15 protein-coding genes are annotated in these 18,414 nt (G+C 68.5%); 9 read left to right on the top strand and 6 right to left on the bottom strand.

Features of this window, described 5'->3' with window-relative positions:
- The first annotated feature begins 9 nt into the window (after positions 1-9).
- On the top strand, positions 10-768 hold the full coding sequence (locus HSX14_RS09605) for a CPBP family intramembrane glutamic endopeptidase (RefSeq protein WP_173173909.1): 759 nt from the start codon (positions 10-12) through the stop codon (positions 766-768).
- On the opposite strand, the gene HSX14_RS09600 is transcribed toward HSX14_RS09605, so the two are convergent.
- From HSX14_RS09600 to HSX14_RS09590, 3 genes are all read right to left on the bottom strand, one after another.
- Complete coding sequence (locus HSX14_RS09600) at positions 719-1,528, bottom strand: substrate-binding periplasmic protein (RefSeq protein WP_173173907.1); 810 nt, start codon at positions 1,526-1,528, stop codon at positions 719-721. The two genes, HSX14_RS09605 and HSX14_RS09600, sit on opposite strands and share 50 nt — an antisense overlap.
- Positions 1,529-1,614: 86 nt before the next feature.
- A complete protein-coding gene (locus HSX14_RS09595; RefSeq protein ID WP_173173905.1) occupies positions 1,615-2,409 on the bottom strand; it encodes a substrate-binding periplasmic protein in 795 nt (264 codons plus the stop codon).
- Between the two features lie 54 nt (positions 2,410-2,463).
- Complete coding sequence (locus HSX14_RS09590) at positions 2,464-3,087, bottom strand: TetR/AcrR family transcriptional regulator (RefSeq protein ID WP_197970226.1); 624 nt, start codon at positions 3,085-3,087, stop codon at positions 2,464-2,466.
- Between the two features lie 209 nt (positions 3,088-3,296).
- Between HSX14_RS09590 and HSX14_RS09585 the strand changes: the two genes are divergently transcribed.
- The 8 genes from HSX14_RS09585 (at position 3,297) to HSX14_RS09550 (ending at position 14,641) form a co-directional block, all read left to right on the top strand.
- The gene (locus HSX14_RS09585; RefSeq protein ID WP_173173903.1) at positions 3,297-5,090 is read left to right on the top strand and encodes an acyclic terpene utilization AtuA family protein; all 1,794 of its coding nucleotides are present in this window, start codon (positions 3,297-3,299) and stop codon (positions 5,088-5,090) included.
- Between the two features lie 7 nt (positions 5,091-5,097).
- Positions 5,098-5,967 carry an SDR family oxidoreductase gene (locus HSX14_RS09580; RefSeq protein ID WP_173173901.1) on the top strand — a complete coding sequence of 290 codons (870 nt, stop codon included), beginning with the start codon at positions 5,098-5,100 and terminating at the stop codon, positions 5,965-5,967.
- Between the two features lie 3 nt (positions 5,968-5,970).
- Positions 5,971-7,587 (top strand): geranyl-CoA carboxylase subunit beta, encoded by a 1,617-nt coding sequence (gene atuC, locus HSX14_RS09575; RefSeq protein ID WP_173173899.1) that lies wholly within the window; start codon positions 5,971-5,973, stop codon positions 7,585-7,587.
- 49 nt (positions 7,588-7,636) lie between these two features.
- Positions 7,637-8,794, top strand: coding sequence for a citronellyl-CoA dehydrogenase (atuD, locus tag HSX14_RS09570; protein ID WP_173173897.1), 1,158 nt, complete (start codon positions 7,637-7,639; stop codon positions 8,792-8,794).
- The gene (gene atuE, locus HSX14_RS09565; protein ID WP_173173895.1) at positions 8,791-9,585 is read left to right on the top strand and encodes an isohexenylglutaconyl-CoA hydratase; all 795 of its coding nucleotides are present in this window, start codon (positions 8,791-8,793) and stop codon (positions 9,583-9,585) included. Before atuD ends, atuE begins: the two co-directional genes overlap by 4 nt.
- 148 nt (positions 9,586-9,733) lie before the next feature.
- The gene (gene atuF, locus HSX14_RS09560) at positions 9,734-11,725 is read left to right on the top strand and encodes a geranyl-CoA carboxylase subunit apha (RefSeq protein WP_173173893.1); all 1,992 of its coding nucleotides are present in this window, start codon (positions 9,734-9,736) and stop codon (positions 11,723-11,725) included.
- A 97-nt stretch (positions 11,726-11,822) separates the two neighbouring features.
- Complete coding sequence (locus HSX14_RS09555) at positions 11,823-12,647, top strand: SDR family oxidoreductase (protein WP_173173891.1); 825 nt, start codon at positions 11,823-11,825, stop codon at positions 12,645-12,647.
- 167 nt (positions 12,648-12,814) lie between these two features.
- Entirely contained in the window at positions 12,815-14,641 is a 1,827-nt protein-coding gene (locus HSX14_RS09550) for a long-chain-acyl-CoA synthetase (RefSeq protein WP_173173889.1), read from the top strand.
- Between the two features lie 303 nt (positions 14,642-14,944).
- Here the strand turns inward: HSX14_RS09550 and HSX14_RS09545 are convergent, their stop codons facing one another.
- From HSX14_RS09545 to HSX14_RS09535, 3 genes are all read right to left on the bottom strand, one after another.
- Positions 14,945-15,517: a hypothetical protein gene (locus HSX14_RS09545; RefSeq protein ID WP_173173887.1), complete on the bottom strand. Its 573-nt coding sequence runs from the start codon at positions 15,515-15,517 to the stop codon at positions 14,945-14,947.
- Between the two features lie 87 nt (positions 15,518-15,604).
- On the bottom strand, positions 15,605-15,943 hold the full coding sequence (locus HSX14_RS09540; RefSeq protein ID WP_173173885.1) for a hypothetical protein: 339 nt from the start codon (positions 15,941-15,943) through the stop codon (positions 15,605-15,607).
- Positions 15,940-18,378: a hypothetical protein gene (locus HSX14_RS09535; RefSeq protein WP_173173883.1), complete on the bottom strand. Its 2,439-nt coding sequence runs from the start codon at positions 18,376-18,378 to the stop codon at positions 15,940-15,942. Before HSX14_RS09535 ends, HSX14_RS09540 begins: the two co-directional genes overlap by 4 nt.
- Between the last annotated feature and the right edge of the window lie 36 nt (positions 18,379-18,414).

Here is an 18,414-nt window from a genome sequence, read left to right as displayed (position 1 = left end):
GGAGGTGCCATGCCGCTCCATCTGCAGATCCTGCTTCCGCTCTTCACCCTTGCCCTGGGCCGTGGCTTCGGGCAGGTGTCCCCTATCGGCCTGGCCTGCGGGCTGGCCTATGCCTTCTGGGTCCTCGCCGCGCCGAAAATCCCGGCGCGCCTGTGGTTCCCCGTCACCCTGCTGGGGAGCATCGCCTTCGCCGCGCACCTGGTCCCCGGGTTCTCGCCCTTGCCGCTGGCCGAGCCGCTGCGCCTGAGTGCCGACGCGCCGCTCTACGCACTGCGCCTGTCCTGGGACAAGACGCTGGTGGGCATGACGCTGCTGGCCTGGTGGCTGGGCCGCCCGCCGCAGGTGATGGTCGCTCGCTGGCGCGCCACGGCGCTGACAGCGGTGGCCACGCTGCTGGCGGTGCCGGTGCTGGCCCTGGGGCTTGGCCTGGTGGACTGGATGCCGAAATGGCCGGAGCTGGTGTGGCGCTGGCTGCCGGTCAACCTGCTGGCGGTGGTGCTGGCGGAGGAGCTGCTGTTCCGCGCTCTGCTGCAGAGCGCGCTGGTGTCACGCCTGGGCGCGTGGGCGGGGGTGGCGATCACCGCCCTGCTGTTCGGCGCGGTGCACCTGCCGTTCAGCCCGCTGTTCGCCGCCGTGGCGGCCGTGGCAGGCCTGGGTTACGGGCTGGCCTTCCATTTCAGCGGGCGGCTGGGGGTGGCGATCGCGCTGCACCTGGCGGTCAATCTCTGCCATCTGGCAATGCTGAGCTATCCAGTGAAGCTGGGCTGACCTGGATCTGGTAGCGCCCGAAGATACGTTCCAGGTCGCCCTTGGCCCGCAATCGCTCCAGCAGCGCGGTGAAGCGTTCGGGGCTGATCGGCGCGCCGGGGCGCAGCAGCGCGTAGTGACGGTAATGCTGATCGACACGGGTGGACACCAGGAACTGCCCGGCCTGATCGGGGTTCTTCTCCAGGTACATGCCGAGGTAGGAACGGGTGACCAGGGCGATGTCCGCCCGGCCCCGCAGCACCATCAGCAGGTTGCTGTCGTGGGAATAGGTCATCAGCGCGTTGAATTCGCGGGTCAGGTACTCGGGGTCGGCATCGAAGCCGGCGAAGCCGTAGTGATAGCCGCTGTAGAGCGCCAGGCGCTTGTCCACCAGGGTGCGGAAGTACTCCTGGTCACGGGAGGCGCGTCGTTGGGCGACGAACACCTCGGCATCCTCCAGGCCCATGTCGACGCGCGCGCCGGGGATGTCCTGCCAGCCCCAGTCGGGGTTCTCGAATACCGCCATGTCGATGCGACCGGCCTGGAAGTCGCGAAAGCGCCGGGGAATGGCCGTCGGCAGCATGACGAACTCGAACTCGTGCTGTTCGCGGTTGAGCGCCGCCAGCAACTCCGGCAGCAGGCCAGTGGCCTCGGCGGACTCGGGCTTGATCACATAGGGGGGAAAGTGCGCGCCACCAACCCGCACCAGTTCGGCCGCCTGGGCGCTGCCACAAGCGGCCAGAAACAGCGCGGCCAACAGTGCATGGCGGAGAGAATCCATAAATCCCCATCTCGCCGATCCGTAGCGAAGGCCTGCCTGGCAGGCTGATGCAAAAACCATGGTGTCCCCGATATCGCGCCGCTCGTTCATCGTCGGTCGTTTTTCTTGAACGTCAGCTGGTACTTGGCCAGCAGCCGTTGGAATGCCTCGTCGTCCTGCAGGTTCTGGAGCAAACCGGCCATCTCATCGCGGGTGATCGGTGCATCCGGACGCAGCATCGCGTGCAGATGGTATTCCTGATCGATCCGACGGGAAACCAGCAGGTTGTCGCGCAGCGCCGGCTCCCTGGCGAACAACAGATCCAGGTAGGAGCGCGTGACCACGGCTATATCGGCACGACCGTGCAAAACCATTAGCAGATTGCTGTCGTGGGAGTAGGTCAGCGTGGCGGAGAAGCGTTTGAAGAGGTATTCGGGGTCGGCGTTGAAGCCGGCGAAACCGTAGTGATAGCCGTTGTAGAGCGCCAGGCGCTTGCCCGCCAGGTCATCGAAAAAAGCCTGCCCGCGCCCCGGCTGGCGGCGTGCGACGTAGACCTCGGCGTCGGAGGTGCGCATGTCGATGCTTTCGTAGTGCACGCCGCTCCAGCCCCAGTCGGGGTCCTCGAACAGCATCAGGTCATAGCGGCCCTGCTCCAGGTCGCGGTAACGGCGCGCGGCCGAGGTCGGCACGATGCTGAAATGGAAACGCCCCTGGAGCTGGTTGAGCTGCGCCACCAGGTCGGGGACCAGGCCCTGCTCCCGCTCTTCGGGCTTTATCAGGTAGGGCGGGAAATGGTAGCCGCCGACCAGTATTTCCCGGGGTCGAGCCGCTGACGCGCTGGTGCAGGAAAGGCACAACGCAAGCAGCAAAACACCCGAAAACACAAGCCGAACGGCAGACATCGAAGCCCCGGAGAAGAGGAAACCCGCACGCTGGCAAGACTAGCTCAAGGGCCTTCAGACTTCCTTGATCACCAGCGACAGCGCCTCTTCGCAGAGCTGGTCGAGGGACATCGCCCCCTCGGGACGGAACCAGGTGGTGGTCCAGGACAGCGCGCCGGTGAGGAAGCGCCGCAGGATGAAGGGATCGGCATTGAAGTAGCCCTGGGCCTTGGCCTCGCCCAGTACATCCAGCCAGAGCAGCTCATAGGCATCGCGCAGCTCGAGGATGTAGCGCTGGCCCTCCTCCGACAGCGAGCGCCACTCGTAGACCAGCACCGCCATCGCCTCGCCGGTGCCGCCCATGATCGACTGCAGCTCGCAGCGGATCAGCGCCAGCACCCGTTCGCGCAGGTTGGTCGCATCGGCCAGGGAGGCCTTCATCAGCGCGGTGTTGTAGAGGATGGTCTCCTCCATCACCGAGCGGAGGATTTCGTCCTTGCTCTTGAAGTGATGGAAGATGCTGCCCGACTGGATGCCCACGGCGCCGGCCAGGTCGCGCACCGTGGTGCGTTCGTAGCCCTTGCTGCGGAACAGGTGAGCGGCGGTCTGCAGCAGCTTGCCGCGGGCGCTCTCGGGATCGGTCACCTGCCCGGTGGCCACCAGTTCGCGCATCACTTCTTGGGCTTTTTGGTCGTCCAGGCTCATCTATCCCCACTACCTCGGCTGCACGGCGCTTGCCCATCCGACTTAAGAATGGGGCGCAAGTCTCTGTCTTGATTCGTGAAATCTATGCTGCACCCGCCGCCCAAGCAAGCGCTTGGGTAAAAAACTGCTCGGGCATACTTTTCAACCAAGCGCTTGCTTGGTAATGTCGCCAACACCTCCTTCGAGTGATACGGGCCCGAACAATGACTAGAACCGTACGCATCGGTTGCGCCTCCGCCTTCTGGGGCGATACCTCCACTGCAGCCGCACAGCTGGTGAACGGTGCGCCGCTGGATTACCTGGTATTCGACTACCTGGCGGAGATCACCATGTCGATCCTCGCCGGCGCTCGCATGAAGAAGCCCGACGAGGGCTATGCCACCGACTTCGTCGAGGTCCTGGCGCCGCTGCTGCCGGCCATCGCCGATAAACGCATCCGGGTGATCAGCAACGCCGGCGGGGTCAATCCCCAGGCCTGCGCCGCCGCCCTCGCCGCGGCCTGCGAAAAGGCCGGCGTGACCCTGAAGATCGCCGTGCTGCATGGCGACAACCTGCAACCCAAGCTCCCCGCCCTGGCCAAGGCCGGCGTCACCGAGATGTTCAGCGGCGCGCCGCTGCCGCCCATGTGCGTCTCGGTCAACGCCTACCTCGGTGCGCCGGGCATCGTCGCCGCGCTGGAGCAAGGCGCCGACATCGTCATCACCGGCCGGGTGGTGGACAGCGCGGTGGTCAGCGCCGCCCTGGTGCATGAATTCAAGTGGGGCTGGAACGACTACGACCGCCTGGCCCAGGCCGCCCTCGCCGGCCACATCATCGAGTGCGGCGCCCAGTGCACCGGTGGCAACTTCACCGACTGGGAGCAGGTGCCTGACTACGAGCACATCGGCTTCCCCATCGTCGAAGTCGAGGCCGATGGCCGCTTCACCGTGACCAAGCCGGCCGGCACCGGCGGCCTGGTGACGCCCTTCACCGTCGGCGAGCAGATGCTCTACGAGATCGGCGACCCCCGCGCCTACCTGCTGCCGGACGTGGTCTGCGACTTCACCCGGGTGCGCCTGGCCCAGGTCGGCGAGCACCGCGTCAGCGTCGAGGGTGCCCACGGCCTGCCGCCCACCGACCAGTACAAGGTCAGTGCCACCCACCCGGACGGCTTCCGCTGCACCGCCAGCTGCCTGATCGCCGGCATCGACGCGGTGAAGAAGGCCGATCGCGTGAGCCGCGCCATCATCGCCAAGACCGAGGAGATCTTCGCCGCACGCGGCTGGGGGCCCTACCGCGAGGTGAGCATCGAGCTGCTCGGCAGCGAGGCCACCTACGGGCCGCACGGGCAGAGGCAGGACAGCCGCGAGATCGTGGTCAAGCTGGCCGTGCGCCACGCCAGGAAGGAAGCACTGATCCTCTTCTCCCGCGAGATCGCCCAGGCCGCCACCGGCATGGCGCCGGGCCTCACCGGCATCGTCGGCGGGCGCCCGACCGTGTACCCGGTGATCCGCCTGTTCTCCTTCCTGGTGGACAAGGCCGCCTGCGACCTGGACGTGGAACTGGCCGGCGAACGCCACCCCGTGGCCCTGCCCGAGCTGGAGGCCTTCGACGCCGCCAGCCTGGCCGACGACCTCGCCCCGCCCGCCCCCCAGGGCCCCGCGGACGCCAGCGTGCCGCTGGTGAAGCTGGCCGTGGCGCGCTCCGGCGACAAGGGCAACCACAGCAACATCGGCGTCATGGCGCGCCAGAGCGACTACCTGCCCTGGATCGCCGAGGCGCTGACCCCCGAGGCGGTGGTCGACTGGATGGGCCATGTGCTCGACCCGCAGATCGGCCGCGTGGCGCGCTGGTACCTGCCTGGCAGCCACAGCCTCAACTTCCTCCTGGAGAACGCCCTGGGCGGCGGGGGCGTCGCCAGCCTGCGCATCGACCCGCAAGGCAAGGCCTTCGCCCAGCAACTGCTCGAATTCCCGGTCCCGGTGCCCCGCGCCCTGGCCGACAGCCTGAAAGGATAAGCACGCGATGGCCTACGATTCCGTGTTCAAACCCGGCCTGTTCAGCGGCCAGACCATCCTCGTCACCGGCGGCGGCAGCGGCATCGGCCGCTGCGTGGCCCACGAGCTCGCCCACCTCGGCGCCCACGTGGTGCTGGTGGGGCGCAAGGCGGAAAAGCTCGAAGCCACCGCCGGCGAGATCATCGAGGACGGCGGCAGCGCCAGCTGGCAGGCCTGCGACATCCGTGACGAAGAAGCGGTCAAGGCCATGGTCAAGGCCGTGGTGGCCGAGCGCGGCCCCATCCACCACCTGGTCAACAACGCCGGCGGCCAGTTCCCCGCGCCGCTCATCGGCATCAACCAGAAAGGCTTCGAGACCGTGGTGCGCACCAACCTCGTGGGCGGCTTCCTGGTGGCCAAGGAGGTCTTCCTGCAGAGCATGAGCAAGACCGGCGGCAGCATCGTCAACATGCTCGCCGACATGTGGGGCGGCATGCCCGGCATGGGCCACTCCGGCGCCGCCCGCGCCGGCATGGAGAACTTCACCAAGACCGCCGCCTACGAGTGGGGCCACGCCGGGGTGCGGGTCAACGCCGTGGCGCCGGGCTGGATCGCCTCCAGTGGCATGGACACCTACCCCGAATCCATGAAATCGATGATCCGCTCCCTCAAGGACCACGTCCCGCTGCAGCGCATCGGCACCGAGTCCGAGGTGGCGGCCGCCATCGTCTTCCTGCTCTCCCCCGGTGCCAACTTCATCAGCGGCAACACCATCCGCATCGACGGCGCCGCCAGCCAGGGCACCCGCGCCTGGACCCTGGGCAAGGCCCGCGCCAGCGAGTCCTACAACGGTTTCCACCGGGCCTATATGCCCGCCGTGTTCAAGGACGAGGAGTAAGCCATGGCCGTCATCCACTCCGAACTGGACACCCAGGGCGAGGAATTCGCCCGCAACCGCGAGGCCATGCTCGCCGCCATCGACAGCTTCCGCGATGTCGAGCGCAAGGTCCTGGACAAGGCCTTCGAGGCCAAGCCCAAGTTCGAGAAGCGTGGCCAGCTGCTGCCCCGCGAGCGCCTCAACCTGCTGCTTGACCCGGGCGCGCCCTTCCTCGAGCTCTCCTCGCTGGCCGGCTACAAGCTGCACGACGACAAGGACGGCACCCAGGCCGGCGGCGGCATCATCGCCGGCATCGGCTATGTGGCCGGCGTGCGCTGCCTGGTCACCGCCAGCAACAGCGCCATCAAGGGCGGCACCATCTCCCCCACCGGCCTGAAGAAGACCCTGCGCCTGCAGCAGATCGCCTTCGAGAACAAGCTGCCGGTGATCGCCCTGACCGAGAGCGGCGGCGCCAACCTCAACTACGCGGCGGACATCTTCGTCGAGGGTGCGCGCGGCTTCGCCAACCAGGCGCGCATGTCCGCCATGGGCCTGCCGCAGATCACCGTGGTGCACGGCTCCAGCACCGCCGGCGGGGCCTACCAGCCGGGCCTCTCGGACTATGTGGTGGTGGTGCGCGGCAAGGCCAAGATGTTCCTCGCCGGCCCGCCGCTGCTCAAGGCCGCCACCGGCGAGGTGGCCACGGACGAGGAGCTGGGCGGTGCCGAGATGCACGCCCAGGTCGCCGGCACCGCCGAGTACCTGGCGGAGAACGACGCCGACGCCCTGCGCATCGCCCGCGACATCCTCGCCATGCTGCCGTGGAACGCCCAGCTGCCGCCGCGCGAGCAGCGCCAGTGGCGCGAGCCGCTGTACCCGGCCAGCGACCTGCTGGGCCTGGTGCCGGCCGACCCGAAGAAGCCCTACGACGTGCGCGAGATCGTCGCGCGCATCGCCGACGGCTCGGAATTCCTCGACTTCAAGAACGAGTTCGACAGCCAGACCGTCTGCGGCCACCTGCGCATCGAGGGCCAGCCCTGCGGCCTGATCGGCAACAACGGCCCGATCACCCCCCGCGGTGCAGCCAAGGCGGCGCAGTTCATCCAGCTTTGCGAGCAGAGCAACACGCCCATCCTGTTCCTGCACAACACCACCGGCTTCATGGTCGGCACCGAGTCGGAACAGCTGGGGGTGATCAAGCACGGCTCGAAGATGATCCAGGCGGTGGCCAACGCCACCGTGCCCAAGCTCACCCTGGTGGTGGGCGGCTCCTACGGCGCCGGCAACTACGCCATGTGCGGCCGCGGGCTGGACCCGCGCTTCATCTTCGCCTGGCCCAACAGCCGTACCGCCGTGATGGGTGGCGCCCAGGCCGGCAAGGTGCTGCGCATCGTCACCGAGGAGAAACACGCCAAGGAGGGCAAGGAAGCCGACCCGAAGATGCTCGACATGCTCGAACAGGTCACCGCGCAGAAGCTCGACAGCCAGTCCACCGCGCTCTACGGCACCGCCGGCCTGTGGGACGACGGCCTGATCGACCCCCGCGACAGCCGCCAGTTGCTGGGCTACCTGCTGGACATCTGCGCGGAAGCCCACCGGCGACCGCTGAAAGCCAACAGTTTCGGCGTCGCCCGTTTCTGAACCGAACGATCACGGTGCGCACGACGCACCCCAAGAGGAGAACGACAGGATGATCTTTACCCAGGAACACGAAGAGCTTCGCCGTACCGTCCGCAACTTCGTCGACAAGGAAATCAACCCGCACGTCGACCAGTGGGAGAAAGACGGTCGCTTCCCCATCCACGACATCTTCAGGAAGGCCGGCGAGCTGGGCCTGCTGGGCATCTCCAAGCCGGAGAAATTCGGCGGCATGGGCCTGGACTACAGCTACTCCATCGTCGCCGCCGAAGAGTTCGGCACCATCCATTGCGGCGGCATCCCCATGTCCATCGGCGTGCAGACCGACATGTGCACCCCAGCCCTGGCGCGCTTCGGCTCCGACGAGCTGCGCGAGGAGTTCCTGCGCCCGGCCATCGCCGGCGAGATGGTCGGCTGCATCGGCGTCTCCGAAGTGGGCGCCGGCTCCGACGTCGCGGGCCTCAAGACCAGCGCCCGCAAGGACGGCGACGACTACGTGATCAACGGCAGCAAGATGTGGATCACCAACTCCCCGTCCGCCGACTTCATCTGCCTGCTGGCCAACACCTCCGACGACAAGCCCCACGTCAACAAGTCGCTGATCATGGTGCCGATGAACACCCCCGGCATCAGCGTCAGCCCGCACCTGGACAAGCTCGGCATGCGCAGCTCGGAGACCGCCCAGGTGTTCTTCGACAACGTCCGCGTGCCGCAGCGCAACCGCATCGGCCACGAAGGCGCCGGCTTCATGATGCAGATGCTGCAGTTCCAGGAAGAGCGCCTGTTCGGCGCCGCCAACATGATCAAGGGCCTGGAGCACTGCATCGACGCCACCATCGAGTACTGCAAAGAGCGCAAGACCTTCGGCAACGCGCTGATCGACAACCAGGTCATCCACTTCCGCATGGCCGAGATGATGACCGAGGTGGAATGCCTGCGCGCCCTGGTCTACCAGGCCACCGAAATGTACGTGAAGGGCAAGGACGTCACCCGCCTCGCCTCCATGGCCAAGCTCAAGGCCGGGCGCCTGGGCCGCGAAGTCACCGACTCCTGCCTGCAGTACTGGGGCGGCATGGGCTTCATGTGGGACAACCACATCTCCCGCGCCTACCGCGACACGCGCCTGGTCTCCATCGGCGGCGGCGCCGACGAGATCATGCTGGGCATCATCAGCAAGCTGATGGGCATCCTGCCCGGTAAGAAGAAATGAGCCTGCCCGCCTGCGAAACCCTGCTGCTGGAGCAGGCGGGCGGCGTGCTCCACGTCACCCTCAACCGCCCGGACGCGCGCAACGCCATGAGCCTGGCCATGGTCGGCGAACTGCGCTCGGTGCTGGCCGCCGTGCGCCAGGGCAGTGACGTGCGCGCCCTGGTGCTGCGTGGCGCCGATGGGCACTTCTGCGCCGGCGGCGACATCAAGGACATGGCCTCGGCGCGCGCCGCCGGCGCCGACGCCTACCGCGAGCTGAACCGTGCCTTCGGCAGCCTGCTGGAGGAGGCCCAGGCCGCCCCGCAAGTGGTGATCGCCGTGCTGGAAGGCGCCGTGCTCGGCGGTGGCTTCGGCCTCGCCTGCATCTCCGACATCGCCATCGCCCACCAGGGCGCGCAATTCGGCCTGCCGGAAACCGGCCTGGGCATCCTGCCCGCACAGATCGCCCCCTTCGTGGTCAAGCGCATCGGCCTGACCCAGGCCCGCCGCCTGGCCCTCACCGCCGCGCGCTTCGACGGCAACGAGGCGCTGCGCCTGGGCCTGGTGCACTTCGCCGAGGCCGATGACGCCGCCGTCGACGCACGCCTCGGCGCCACCCTGGAGCAGGTGCGCCGCTGTGCCCCCGGCGCCAACGCACGGACCAAGGCACTGCTGCTGGCCACCGAGGAACGCGAGCTGGGCCCGTTGCTGGACGACGCCGCCGCCTGGTTCGCCGACGCCGTGACCGGAGCCGAAGGCGCCGAAGGGACCATGGCCTTCGTGCAGAAGCGCAAACCGACCTGGGCCCAGTGAACACCAGTGGTGGATCGATAAAGCGCGATCCACCCCATGCAACACCGTGGCACCCGCAGGTGGATGTCGCTCTTCACATCCACCGCAACACCGAACGCACACAGTCCGGGCCCCGGATGCCCTCCGGTCCCCCAGCAGGAGCACGAAGATGCCCGCATTCAACAAGATCCTGATCGCCAACCGGGGCGAGATCGCCTGCCGGGTGATGCGCACCGCGCAAGCGCTCGGCTACCGCACCGTGGCGGTGTACAGCGAAGCCGACCGCGACGCCCGCCACGTGCAGCTCGCCGACGAGGCGGTGTGCATCGGCCCGGCCCAGGTGGCGCAGTCCTACCTCAAGGTCGAGGCGATCATCGATGCCGCCCGGCGCACCGGCGCCGACGCCGTACACCCCGGCTACGGCTTCCTTTCCGAGAACGCCGAGTTCGCCCGCGCCTGCGAGGCCGCCGGCATCGTCTTCATCGGCCCCAGCGTCGAAGCCATCCACCTGATGGGCAGCAAGCGCCTGTCGAAGATCGCCATGCTCGAAGCCGGCGTGCCCTGCATCCCCGGCTACGAGGGCGCCGAGCAGGACGACGCGACCCTCGCCCGCGAGGCCGAGCGCATCGGCTACCCGCTGATGATCAAGGCCAGCGCCGGCGGCGGCGGTCGCGGCATGCGCCTGGTGCACGAAGCCGGCGAACTGGCCGCGCAGATCCGCACCGCGCGCTCCGAAGCGCAGAACGCCTTCGGCTCCGGCGAGCTGATCCTCGAACGCGCGGTGATCCGCCCGCGCCACGTGGAGATCCAGGTGTTCGGCGACCAGCAGGGCACCCTCCTCTACCTGGGCGAGCGCGACTGCTCGGTGCAGCGCCGCCACCAGAAGGTGGTGGAGGAAGCGCCCTGCCCGGTGATGACCCCGGAACTGCGCCGCGCCATGGGCGAGGCCGCGGTCAAGGCCGCGGCCTCGGTCAACTACACCGGCGCCGGCACCGTGGAATTCCTCCTCGACGCCGAGGGCCGCTTCTACTTCCTGGAAATGAACACCCGCCTGCAGGTGGAGCACCCGGTCACCGAACTGGTCACCGGGCTCGACCTGGTGGCCTGGCAGATCCAGGTCGCCGCCGGCCAGCCGCTGCCGCTGGCCCAGGACGACATCCGCCTCGACGGCCACGCCATGGAGGTGCGCCTGTACGCCGAGGACCCGGCCAGCGACTTCCTCCCGCAGACCGGCGACGTGCTGCGCTGGGAGCCCGCCCTCCTGCCGGGCATCCGCATCGACCACGGCCTGGTGGAAGGCCAGGCGGTGACGCCCTTCTACGACCCCATGCTGGCCAAGGTGATCGCCTGGGGCGCCACCCGCGACGAAGCCCGGCGCAAGCTGGTACGCGCCGTCGAGGATTGCGTGCTGCTGGGCGTGAAGGGCAACCAGCGCTTCCTCGCCAACCTGCTGGCGCACCCCGAATTCGCCGCCGGCCATGCCACCACGGCCTTCATCGGCGAGCACTTCGCCAACGACCCGAGCCTCGCCCCGCAGCCGCTGCCGGCCAGCGAGCTGGCCGTCGCGGCCGCCCTGCTCTATCAGGCTTCCGCCGAATCCCGCGCCCACCAGTCCGGCCTCGCCGGGTGGCGCAGCGCCGGCAGCGCGCCCTGGCGCTTCGTCCTGCGCCAGGGCGAGCAGAAGCTGGCGGTGGAGCTGGAAGTCGAAGCCAGCGGCCCGCAACCGCGCCTGCTGGCCCGTATCGGCGAACAGGCCATCGCCCTGCACCTGCTCGCCAGCGATGGCCGCTGGGCCACCCTGGAGCTGGACGGTATCCGCCGCCGCCTGGCCTACCACCTGGACGGCCCGCGCCTGTGGCTGCACGGGCAACAGGGCAACGTCGAACTGCTGGACATCACCCATGAACCGGCCGGCGGCCAGGGCGGTGCCGGCTCCGGCACCGTCAAGGCCCCCATGGACGGCGCGATCGTCGACGTCCTCGTGGGCGAAGGCGATCGCGTCGCCAAGGGCCAACTGCTGGTGGTGCTGGAAGCGATGAAGATGGAACACCCGCTCAAGGCGGGGGTGGACGGCATCGTCCGCCGCGTCCAGGCCACCGCCGGCGACCAGGTCAAGAGCCGCCAGGTGTTGGTGGAAGTGCAAGAGCAGCTTGAAGCTTGAAGCCTGAAGCTGGGAGACAAGAGCAGGCTGGTGCGGGCGGCTTCTAGCTTCCGGCTTCCGGCTTCCATGCCCGACAACAACAACCAGGAGCACTGCAATGAGCCTTTCTGCCAAAACCCTGTTCATCACCGGTGCCAGCCGTGGTATCGGTCGCGAGATCGCCCTGCGCGCCGCTGCCGATGGCGCCAACATCGTCATCGCCGCCAAGAGCGCCGAGCCCCATCCCAAGCTGGCCGGGACCATCTTCAGCGTGGCCGAGGAGGTCGAGGCCGCGGGTGGCAAGGCCCTGGCCCTGCAACTGGACGTGCGCGACGAAGCCGCGGTGCGTGACGCCATGGCCCAGGCGGCCGGGCACTTCGGCGGCATCGACGCCCTGGTGAACAACGCCGGCGCCATCAAGCTGGTGGGCGTCGAGCAACTGGAGCCCAAGCGCTTCGACCTGCTGTACCAGATCAACACCCGCGCGGTGATGGTCTGCAGCCAGGCCGCCCTGCCCTACCTGAAGAAGAGCGCGGGCGGGCACATCCTCAACCTCTCCCCGCCACTCAACCTCGCGCCCAAGTGGTTCGCCCAGCACGGCCCCTACACCGTCACCAAGTACGGCATGAGCATGCTCACCCTGGGCATGAGCGAGGAGTTCAAGAAATACGGCATCAGCGTCAACTCACTGTGGCCGCAGACCATGATCGCCACCGCCGCCATCGAGTTCGAGCTGGGCAGCCGCGACGCCTTCAAGCGCTCGCGCACCCCGGCGATCATGGCCGACGCCGCCCACGCCATCCTCTCCAGCACCGGGCGCAGCATCACCGGCCGCCTGCTGGTGGACGAGGAGATCCTCCGCGAACAGGGCCAGACCGACTTCGAGCACTACCGCTTCGATCCCGAGGGCGGCAGCCTGGTGCCGGACCTGTTCCTCGACTGAAGCCCGGCCCACCCCCGCCCCGTGCCGGACTCCGCGCGGGGCGGGCGTCGCTATTTGCCCATCTGCCCGGCGTTCCCCGCGCCACGGTCATACCGCTTTGCCTGAGCGGCTTCTACAGTCGTGAAAGCGCCATTGCCTGCCCACAACAACGACAAAGTGCGAGAGCCATGACCCAGGCCGATCTGATTTCCCCGTTCCGCTTCCTCGCCCGCCTTCCGGGCAATCTGCCCCGTGTGCCGCGCATGCTGCTGGGCCTGTACTACACCGGCATCCGCAACCGCGAGAAGTCGCTGTCCCTGGGCTGGGCCCTGGAGCGTGCCGCGCAGAAATTCCCCCAGCGCCCGGCGGTGATCGACGAGACCCGGCGCCTGACCTACGCCGAATTCAACGCCTGGGCCAACCGCCTGGCGCACGCGCTCAAGTCCGAGGGCGTGTCCCACGGCAAGGTGGTGGCGGTGATGCTGGAGAACCGCATCGAGGTCCTCGCGCTGCTGGCGGCGCTGGCCAAGCTCGGCGCCATCGGCGCGCTGGTCAACACCACCCAGCGCGGCAAGGTCCTGGCCCACAGCCTGACCCTGGTGAAGGCCACCCATTACCTGGTCGGCGAGGAACTGCGCGAAGCCTTCGAGGACGTGGAGGCCGAACTGGGCAATACGGCCGGGCGTCGCTACTGGATCGACGACGCCGACACCCGTCGCGACCCGGGCCAGGCGCCGCGCGGCTGGAACAACCTGATGCGCATGGCGGGCGAGCACAGCGCCGACAATCCGGCGGAAACCGCCAAGGTGCGCCTCAAGGACCCCTGCTTCTACATCTACACCTCGGGCACCACGGGCCTGCCCAAGGCCTCGATCCTCAGCCACGGCAAGTGGATCAAGGCCTATGGCGGCTTCGGCCACTCCGGCCTCGGGCTGACGGACACCGACGTCTTCTACCTGACCCTGCCCTGCTATCACAACAACGCGGTCACCGTGAGCTGGGCCTCGGTGCTGGCCGGTGGCGCCGCCATCGCCCTGCGCCGCAAGTTCTCCGCCAGCAGCTTCTGGAAGGACGTCGCGCAGTACCAGGCCACCTGCTTCGGCTACATCGGCGAGCTGTGCCGCTACCTGCTGAACCAGCCGCCCAGCGAGGAGGAACGCAACAACACCCTCACCTGCATGATCGGCAACGGCCTGCGACCGGCCATCTGGGCCGAGTTCAAGGAGCGCTTCGGCATCGAGCGCATCACCGAGTTCTATGCCTCCAGCGAGGGCAACATCGGTTTCACCAACGTCTTCAACTTCGACAACACCGTGGGCTTCTCGCCGGCCACCTACGCCATCGTCCGCTACGACCTCGAAAACGACCGCCCGGTGCGCGACCACAAGGGCTACCTGGAGAAGGTCGGCAAGGGCGAGCCGGGCCTTCTGATCAGCGAGATCAGCGCCAAATGGCCCTTCGACGGCTACACCGACCCGGCCAAGAGCGAGTCGGTGATCCTGCGGGACGTGTTCAAGAAGGGCGATGCCTGGTTCAACACCGGCGACCTGATGCGCGACATCGGCTGCAAGCACGCCCAGTTCGTCGACCGCCTCGGCGACACCTTCCGCTGGAAGGGCGAGAACGTCTCCACCACCGAGGTGGAAAGCGTGCTGGGCGCCTTCGGCGGTGTCGAGGACGCAGTGGTCTATGGCGTGGAGATCCCCGGGACCAACGGTCGCTGCGGCATGGCCGCGCTGCGCCTGGGCAGCGGCTCGCAGCTCGACGCCCAGGCCGTGGCCGCCCACCTGGACCGTGAACTGCCGCCTTACGCGGCGCCGCTGTTCATCCGCCTGCTGGAGGAAATCGAGACCACCGGGACCTTCAAGTACAAGAAGACCGACCTCAAGAAGAACGGCTTCGACCCGAACCAGGTCAGCGAGCCGCTGTTCGTGCGCCTGCCCGGCGAAGACGCGTTCCGCCCGCTGGACAGCACCCTCCACCAGGCGATCCAGAGCGGGGAGTACCGCTTCTGATCCGCCCTTGCCCTCGTGGGAGCGCATTCATTCGCGATGACATACCCGGCGACTCCCCGCCCTGTGCCGGCTGCAGATCTTTCGCGGCTGAAGCCGCTCCCACAGGGAGAGCCCGCCGCAGGACCGGACATGGCTGTGTCGGGCCTCGCTGCGCTCGGCGCCAACCTAAGGCACCGCGCCCAACCCGAACCACAGTGCCAACCGGCGTGTAGGGTGGATGGCGCTCTTTCCATCCACCGGCGGAGCCGCCGGCGAGTACGAAAGGTGAACTGGTGAGGCGGGGTCCAGCCGCCGCCTGCCCCGTTACTGCTTGAACTCGAACTGCAGCTCGGCGCCCTCCACGGAGCGCCAGTAGTCATCCTCCTTCTCGTTGGTCAGCAGCTTGCCGTTGAGCTGGAAGGGGCCCTGCTCCGGCGCCTTCTCGGTGAACATCGGCGGCAGCAGGGGCTCCTCGGCCTTGCGCTCCTCGACTATCTCGGGCTCGAGCTTGTCCACCAGGTGCCTGGGCAGGCGCAGGTCGAGCTGGGCCTTGGGCAGTTCGGTCTTCTCCGGCTTGCGCGCATTGCCGGCCGGGCTGGTGGCGGGCTGGGCCACCTTGGTCGAGGGCTTGGCCTCCACCTTGGGCTTGGCTTGCGACTTGGCTTCGGGTTTGGACTCGGCCTTGGCCACGGGCTTGGGCGCCTCACTCGCCACCTTGGGGGGCTCGCTCGTCGGCTTGGCCACAGGTGCCTCCTTGGCCGGGGCGGCAGGCTCAGGCTTCGCGACCTCGGTCACTGGAGGCGGGCTGGCGGGTGGTTTCTGCGGGGGCGGCGTTTCCTGCTCGCAGCCGGCGAGCAGGCCCAGGAGCAACAGCAGGTAGAAGGGAAAACGGGTCATGGGCAGTGTGCAAGGCAAGGCATGAGGGGCCATGCTCGCCCCTCGATCCCGCCCTGGCAACCCCGGGCTTCGGAACTTGCCAACGCTTCACACCCCTTCCCGGCCGGTGAACACCGCCCAGATCAGCAGGCCGAAGGCCAGGGTGTGGACCAGGCTGCCGAGCAGGTTGATGACCGCGTAGAAGTACATGGGCTCCGCGTCGGGCCAGATATCGAAGGCCAGGATCGGGATCAGCGCGTGCAGGCCGATGGTCATGCCCTGCCATACCAGCAGGATCAGCATGCTGGCCAGGCACAGCCCGGCGGCGCGGGGCTGGGCACGCCAGAAGCGCGCGGCCATGGCGCAGCCGAGCAGCCAGACCACGACGAGTGGCAGCAGGCCGATGGAGCTGAGCAGAGAGAAGATGGCGGAAGGGCTGTCGGTCATGGGGCTCTCCAGGGGTCGAGGTGGGTGGAATCCAGGTGCTGCCAGAGGTCGACGCGCTCCCGCTCCGCATCGGGCAGCCAGAGGTCCCCTTCGCGGCGCAGCGGTTCGGCACGCAGCGCCAGCAGCTCATCGAGGCTGAAACGACGCGGTTCGCCGACATCGTCTTCCACCTCATGGGCGTAGGCATGGACGCGCATGCGCAGGCCCGCGCCATCGAAGCCTTCGAAGCGCGGCATAAGGCCGATGGGATCGGCGCAGCGATACAGGCGGTGTTCGTGGGTATCCAGCACCAGCAGGTGCCAGAGCGGATGGCTGCCGGCCCGTGGGTCGTGGAACTCGCCGAAACGGGTCAGCGCCAGGAAGCGGCCATCGGCCGACCAGATCATCGCCGGCCCCAGGTCGGCGATCGCGCAGCCGGAGGCGGTGAGCAGGCAACCGCCCATGCGGGGCTCCTGCTCACGCAGGTAGCTGTCGGCGAAACGGCTTTCGCAGCCGAACAGCCAGGCGGCATCCCCGCCACCGGGCGCAGGCAGGACGAAATCCCCCAGCGCATTGGCAGCCGGCGGGCGCTCGGCCAGCCGCCAGGTCGGCACCAGGCGCAGCGCATCCGGGTCGACCGCCACCTGCGCCACCTCGTAGTAGAAACGCTCGCCGCCAGCGGCCATGAAGGTGACAGCCCGCAGTGGGTCCGGGGCCGCTTCGGTGAAGCGCTGCTGGGGAATGGATTCGCGCCCTTCGGGCAGGCGCCCGCGCACATGGGCCAGGCTGACGATGCCCTCGCGGAAGTCGTGCAGCCGGGCGATCAGCAAGGGGCGTTCCAGCGCCAGCAGACGACGCTCGCGGACATCCGCCACCACCAGGCGATGGGGCACCGCCGGGGCCTCGGCGAACGCCACCAGGGCCAGGTAACGCCCGCAGTCGGAAACCCGGTGGTCCAGGCACCATTCACCGTCGAGCAGCCAGTCGCCGATGCGGCAGGCGAATGCGCCCTGACGGCCGTCCGTGCCATCACGCAGCCACTCCAGGCGCGGAACCTCGCCATTGGCCATGGGCTGCAGCTCCAGGCTGGCGCCGCTGCGTCCCGCGCCGTCCAGCGAGACGCCGAGGCTCAAGTGCGTCAGCCGGTGCTCGCCGGCCAGGGCACGGCCCTGCTCATCGACGCCGACCAGGGTCTCGCTGTCGCTGTGGATGCTGTACAAGCCATAGCCGAAGCCGAGGCGATCGGTGCCGGCGAAATCGAGATAGGCGGCGCGCCACAGGTGTCGCCCATCGATACGCAATGGCGCGCCCAGGTTGAGACGGGGCTCGCCCTCCAGGGCCTGCCAGGGCTCGTCGAGCAGGCGCCAGCCCTCGCCCTCCTCCCACAACCAGCAGTCGTTGCTCCAGCCCCGCTCCAGCTCGGCGACGGGACGCGCGCGGCAGACCAGCGCCTTGCCATCCTGCCGCCAGATGACCGCTTCGCCGTCGGCCAGCAACAGGCCGCTGGGCTCGTCGTCGAGCACCAGTTCGCAGGCGGGGTTGGCCAGGGGCGCGAGGGGGTTGTCCAGCTCGCGCAGGGTGCCCGGCAGGTGGGGGGCGCCACGCAGGAGGTGGCTGCCCGTCGGGGCGGGGAACTCGCGCGCGGCGGGCAGGTGTGCGGCCCGGTCCGGGCTGAGCCAGAGATCGCCCACGGCGATGAAGTCTTCGCTGCGGGCATCGGCCAGCAAGGTATCGAGGCGCGCCGCGACGCCCTGGTTGGACACCAGTGGGCTGTGGCGACCGCGCAGCACCTCGCCATCGAAGGCATCCAGCTCCCAGAACTGCGGACCGTTGGTGCAGTGATGGAGGCGGCGCAGCTGGCGGTCGAAGATCACCAGGCCCCACTCGCCCCGGGAGGGAATGGGCGCGGCCAGGTAGCGGCCGTCGCTGGAGAAGCACAGCGAGCTGCCCAGCCCCTCCAGGACCACGCCGTCGGGCAGCAGGTGGTCGCACCAGGCGGGCCCGCCCATGGCGATTTCGCCCCAGTTGAAGCTGCGCACGGGTTCGCCTTCGGGTGTCAGCAACGGGCCGCCGCTGCCCCAGGCGTTGGCGCCCGGCTCCGGCTCGGCAAGGCCCAGGCGACGCTCCCACGCCGCCACCGCGGCAAGGCCGATGAAGACCGCGACGATGCCGGCGAAGATGCCCCAGTAGCCGGGCAGCAGCCGCCCCACACCGATGCCGAAGCCAATCATGGCGCAGGACAGTTGCGGACTGATGCGCCGGGCCAGCGCCTCGCGCCCGGTGTATGCCGCCAGGCCCAGGGCGAGAACGTGCAGCAGCACCAGGGCCGCCGACAGCGGCAGGGGCAGCATGGCGCAGAGGACGATGGGCAGGAGGGTCAGCGCGAGCTGGACGCACAGCTCCAGCAGCAGGCGGCCGAGGCTCTTGTCGTCGTGCCCGGAAGATGAAAGGGACAATCACGCGCTCCTTGCACGGGTCGCGGTCCCGGCGGT

This window comes from Pseudomonas tohonis, from assembly GCF_012767755.2.
Taxonomy (GTDB): Bacteria; Pseudomonadota; Gammaproteobacteria; order Pseudomonadales; family Pseudomonadaceae; genus Metapseudomonas; species Metapseudomonas tohonis.
The sequence above is the reverse complement of the archived record's forward strand: the minus strand, read 5'-3'. Positions and strand labels throughout refer to the sequence as shown.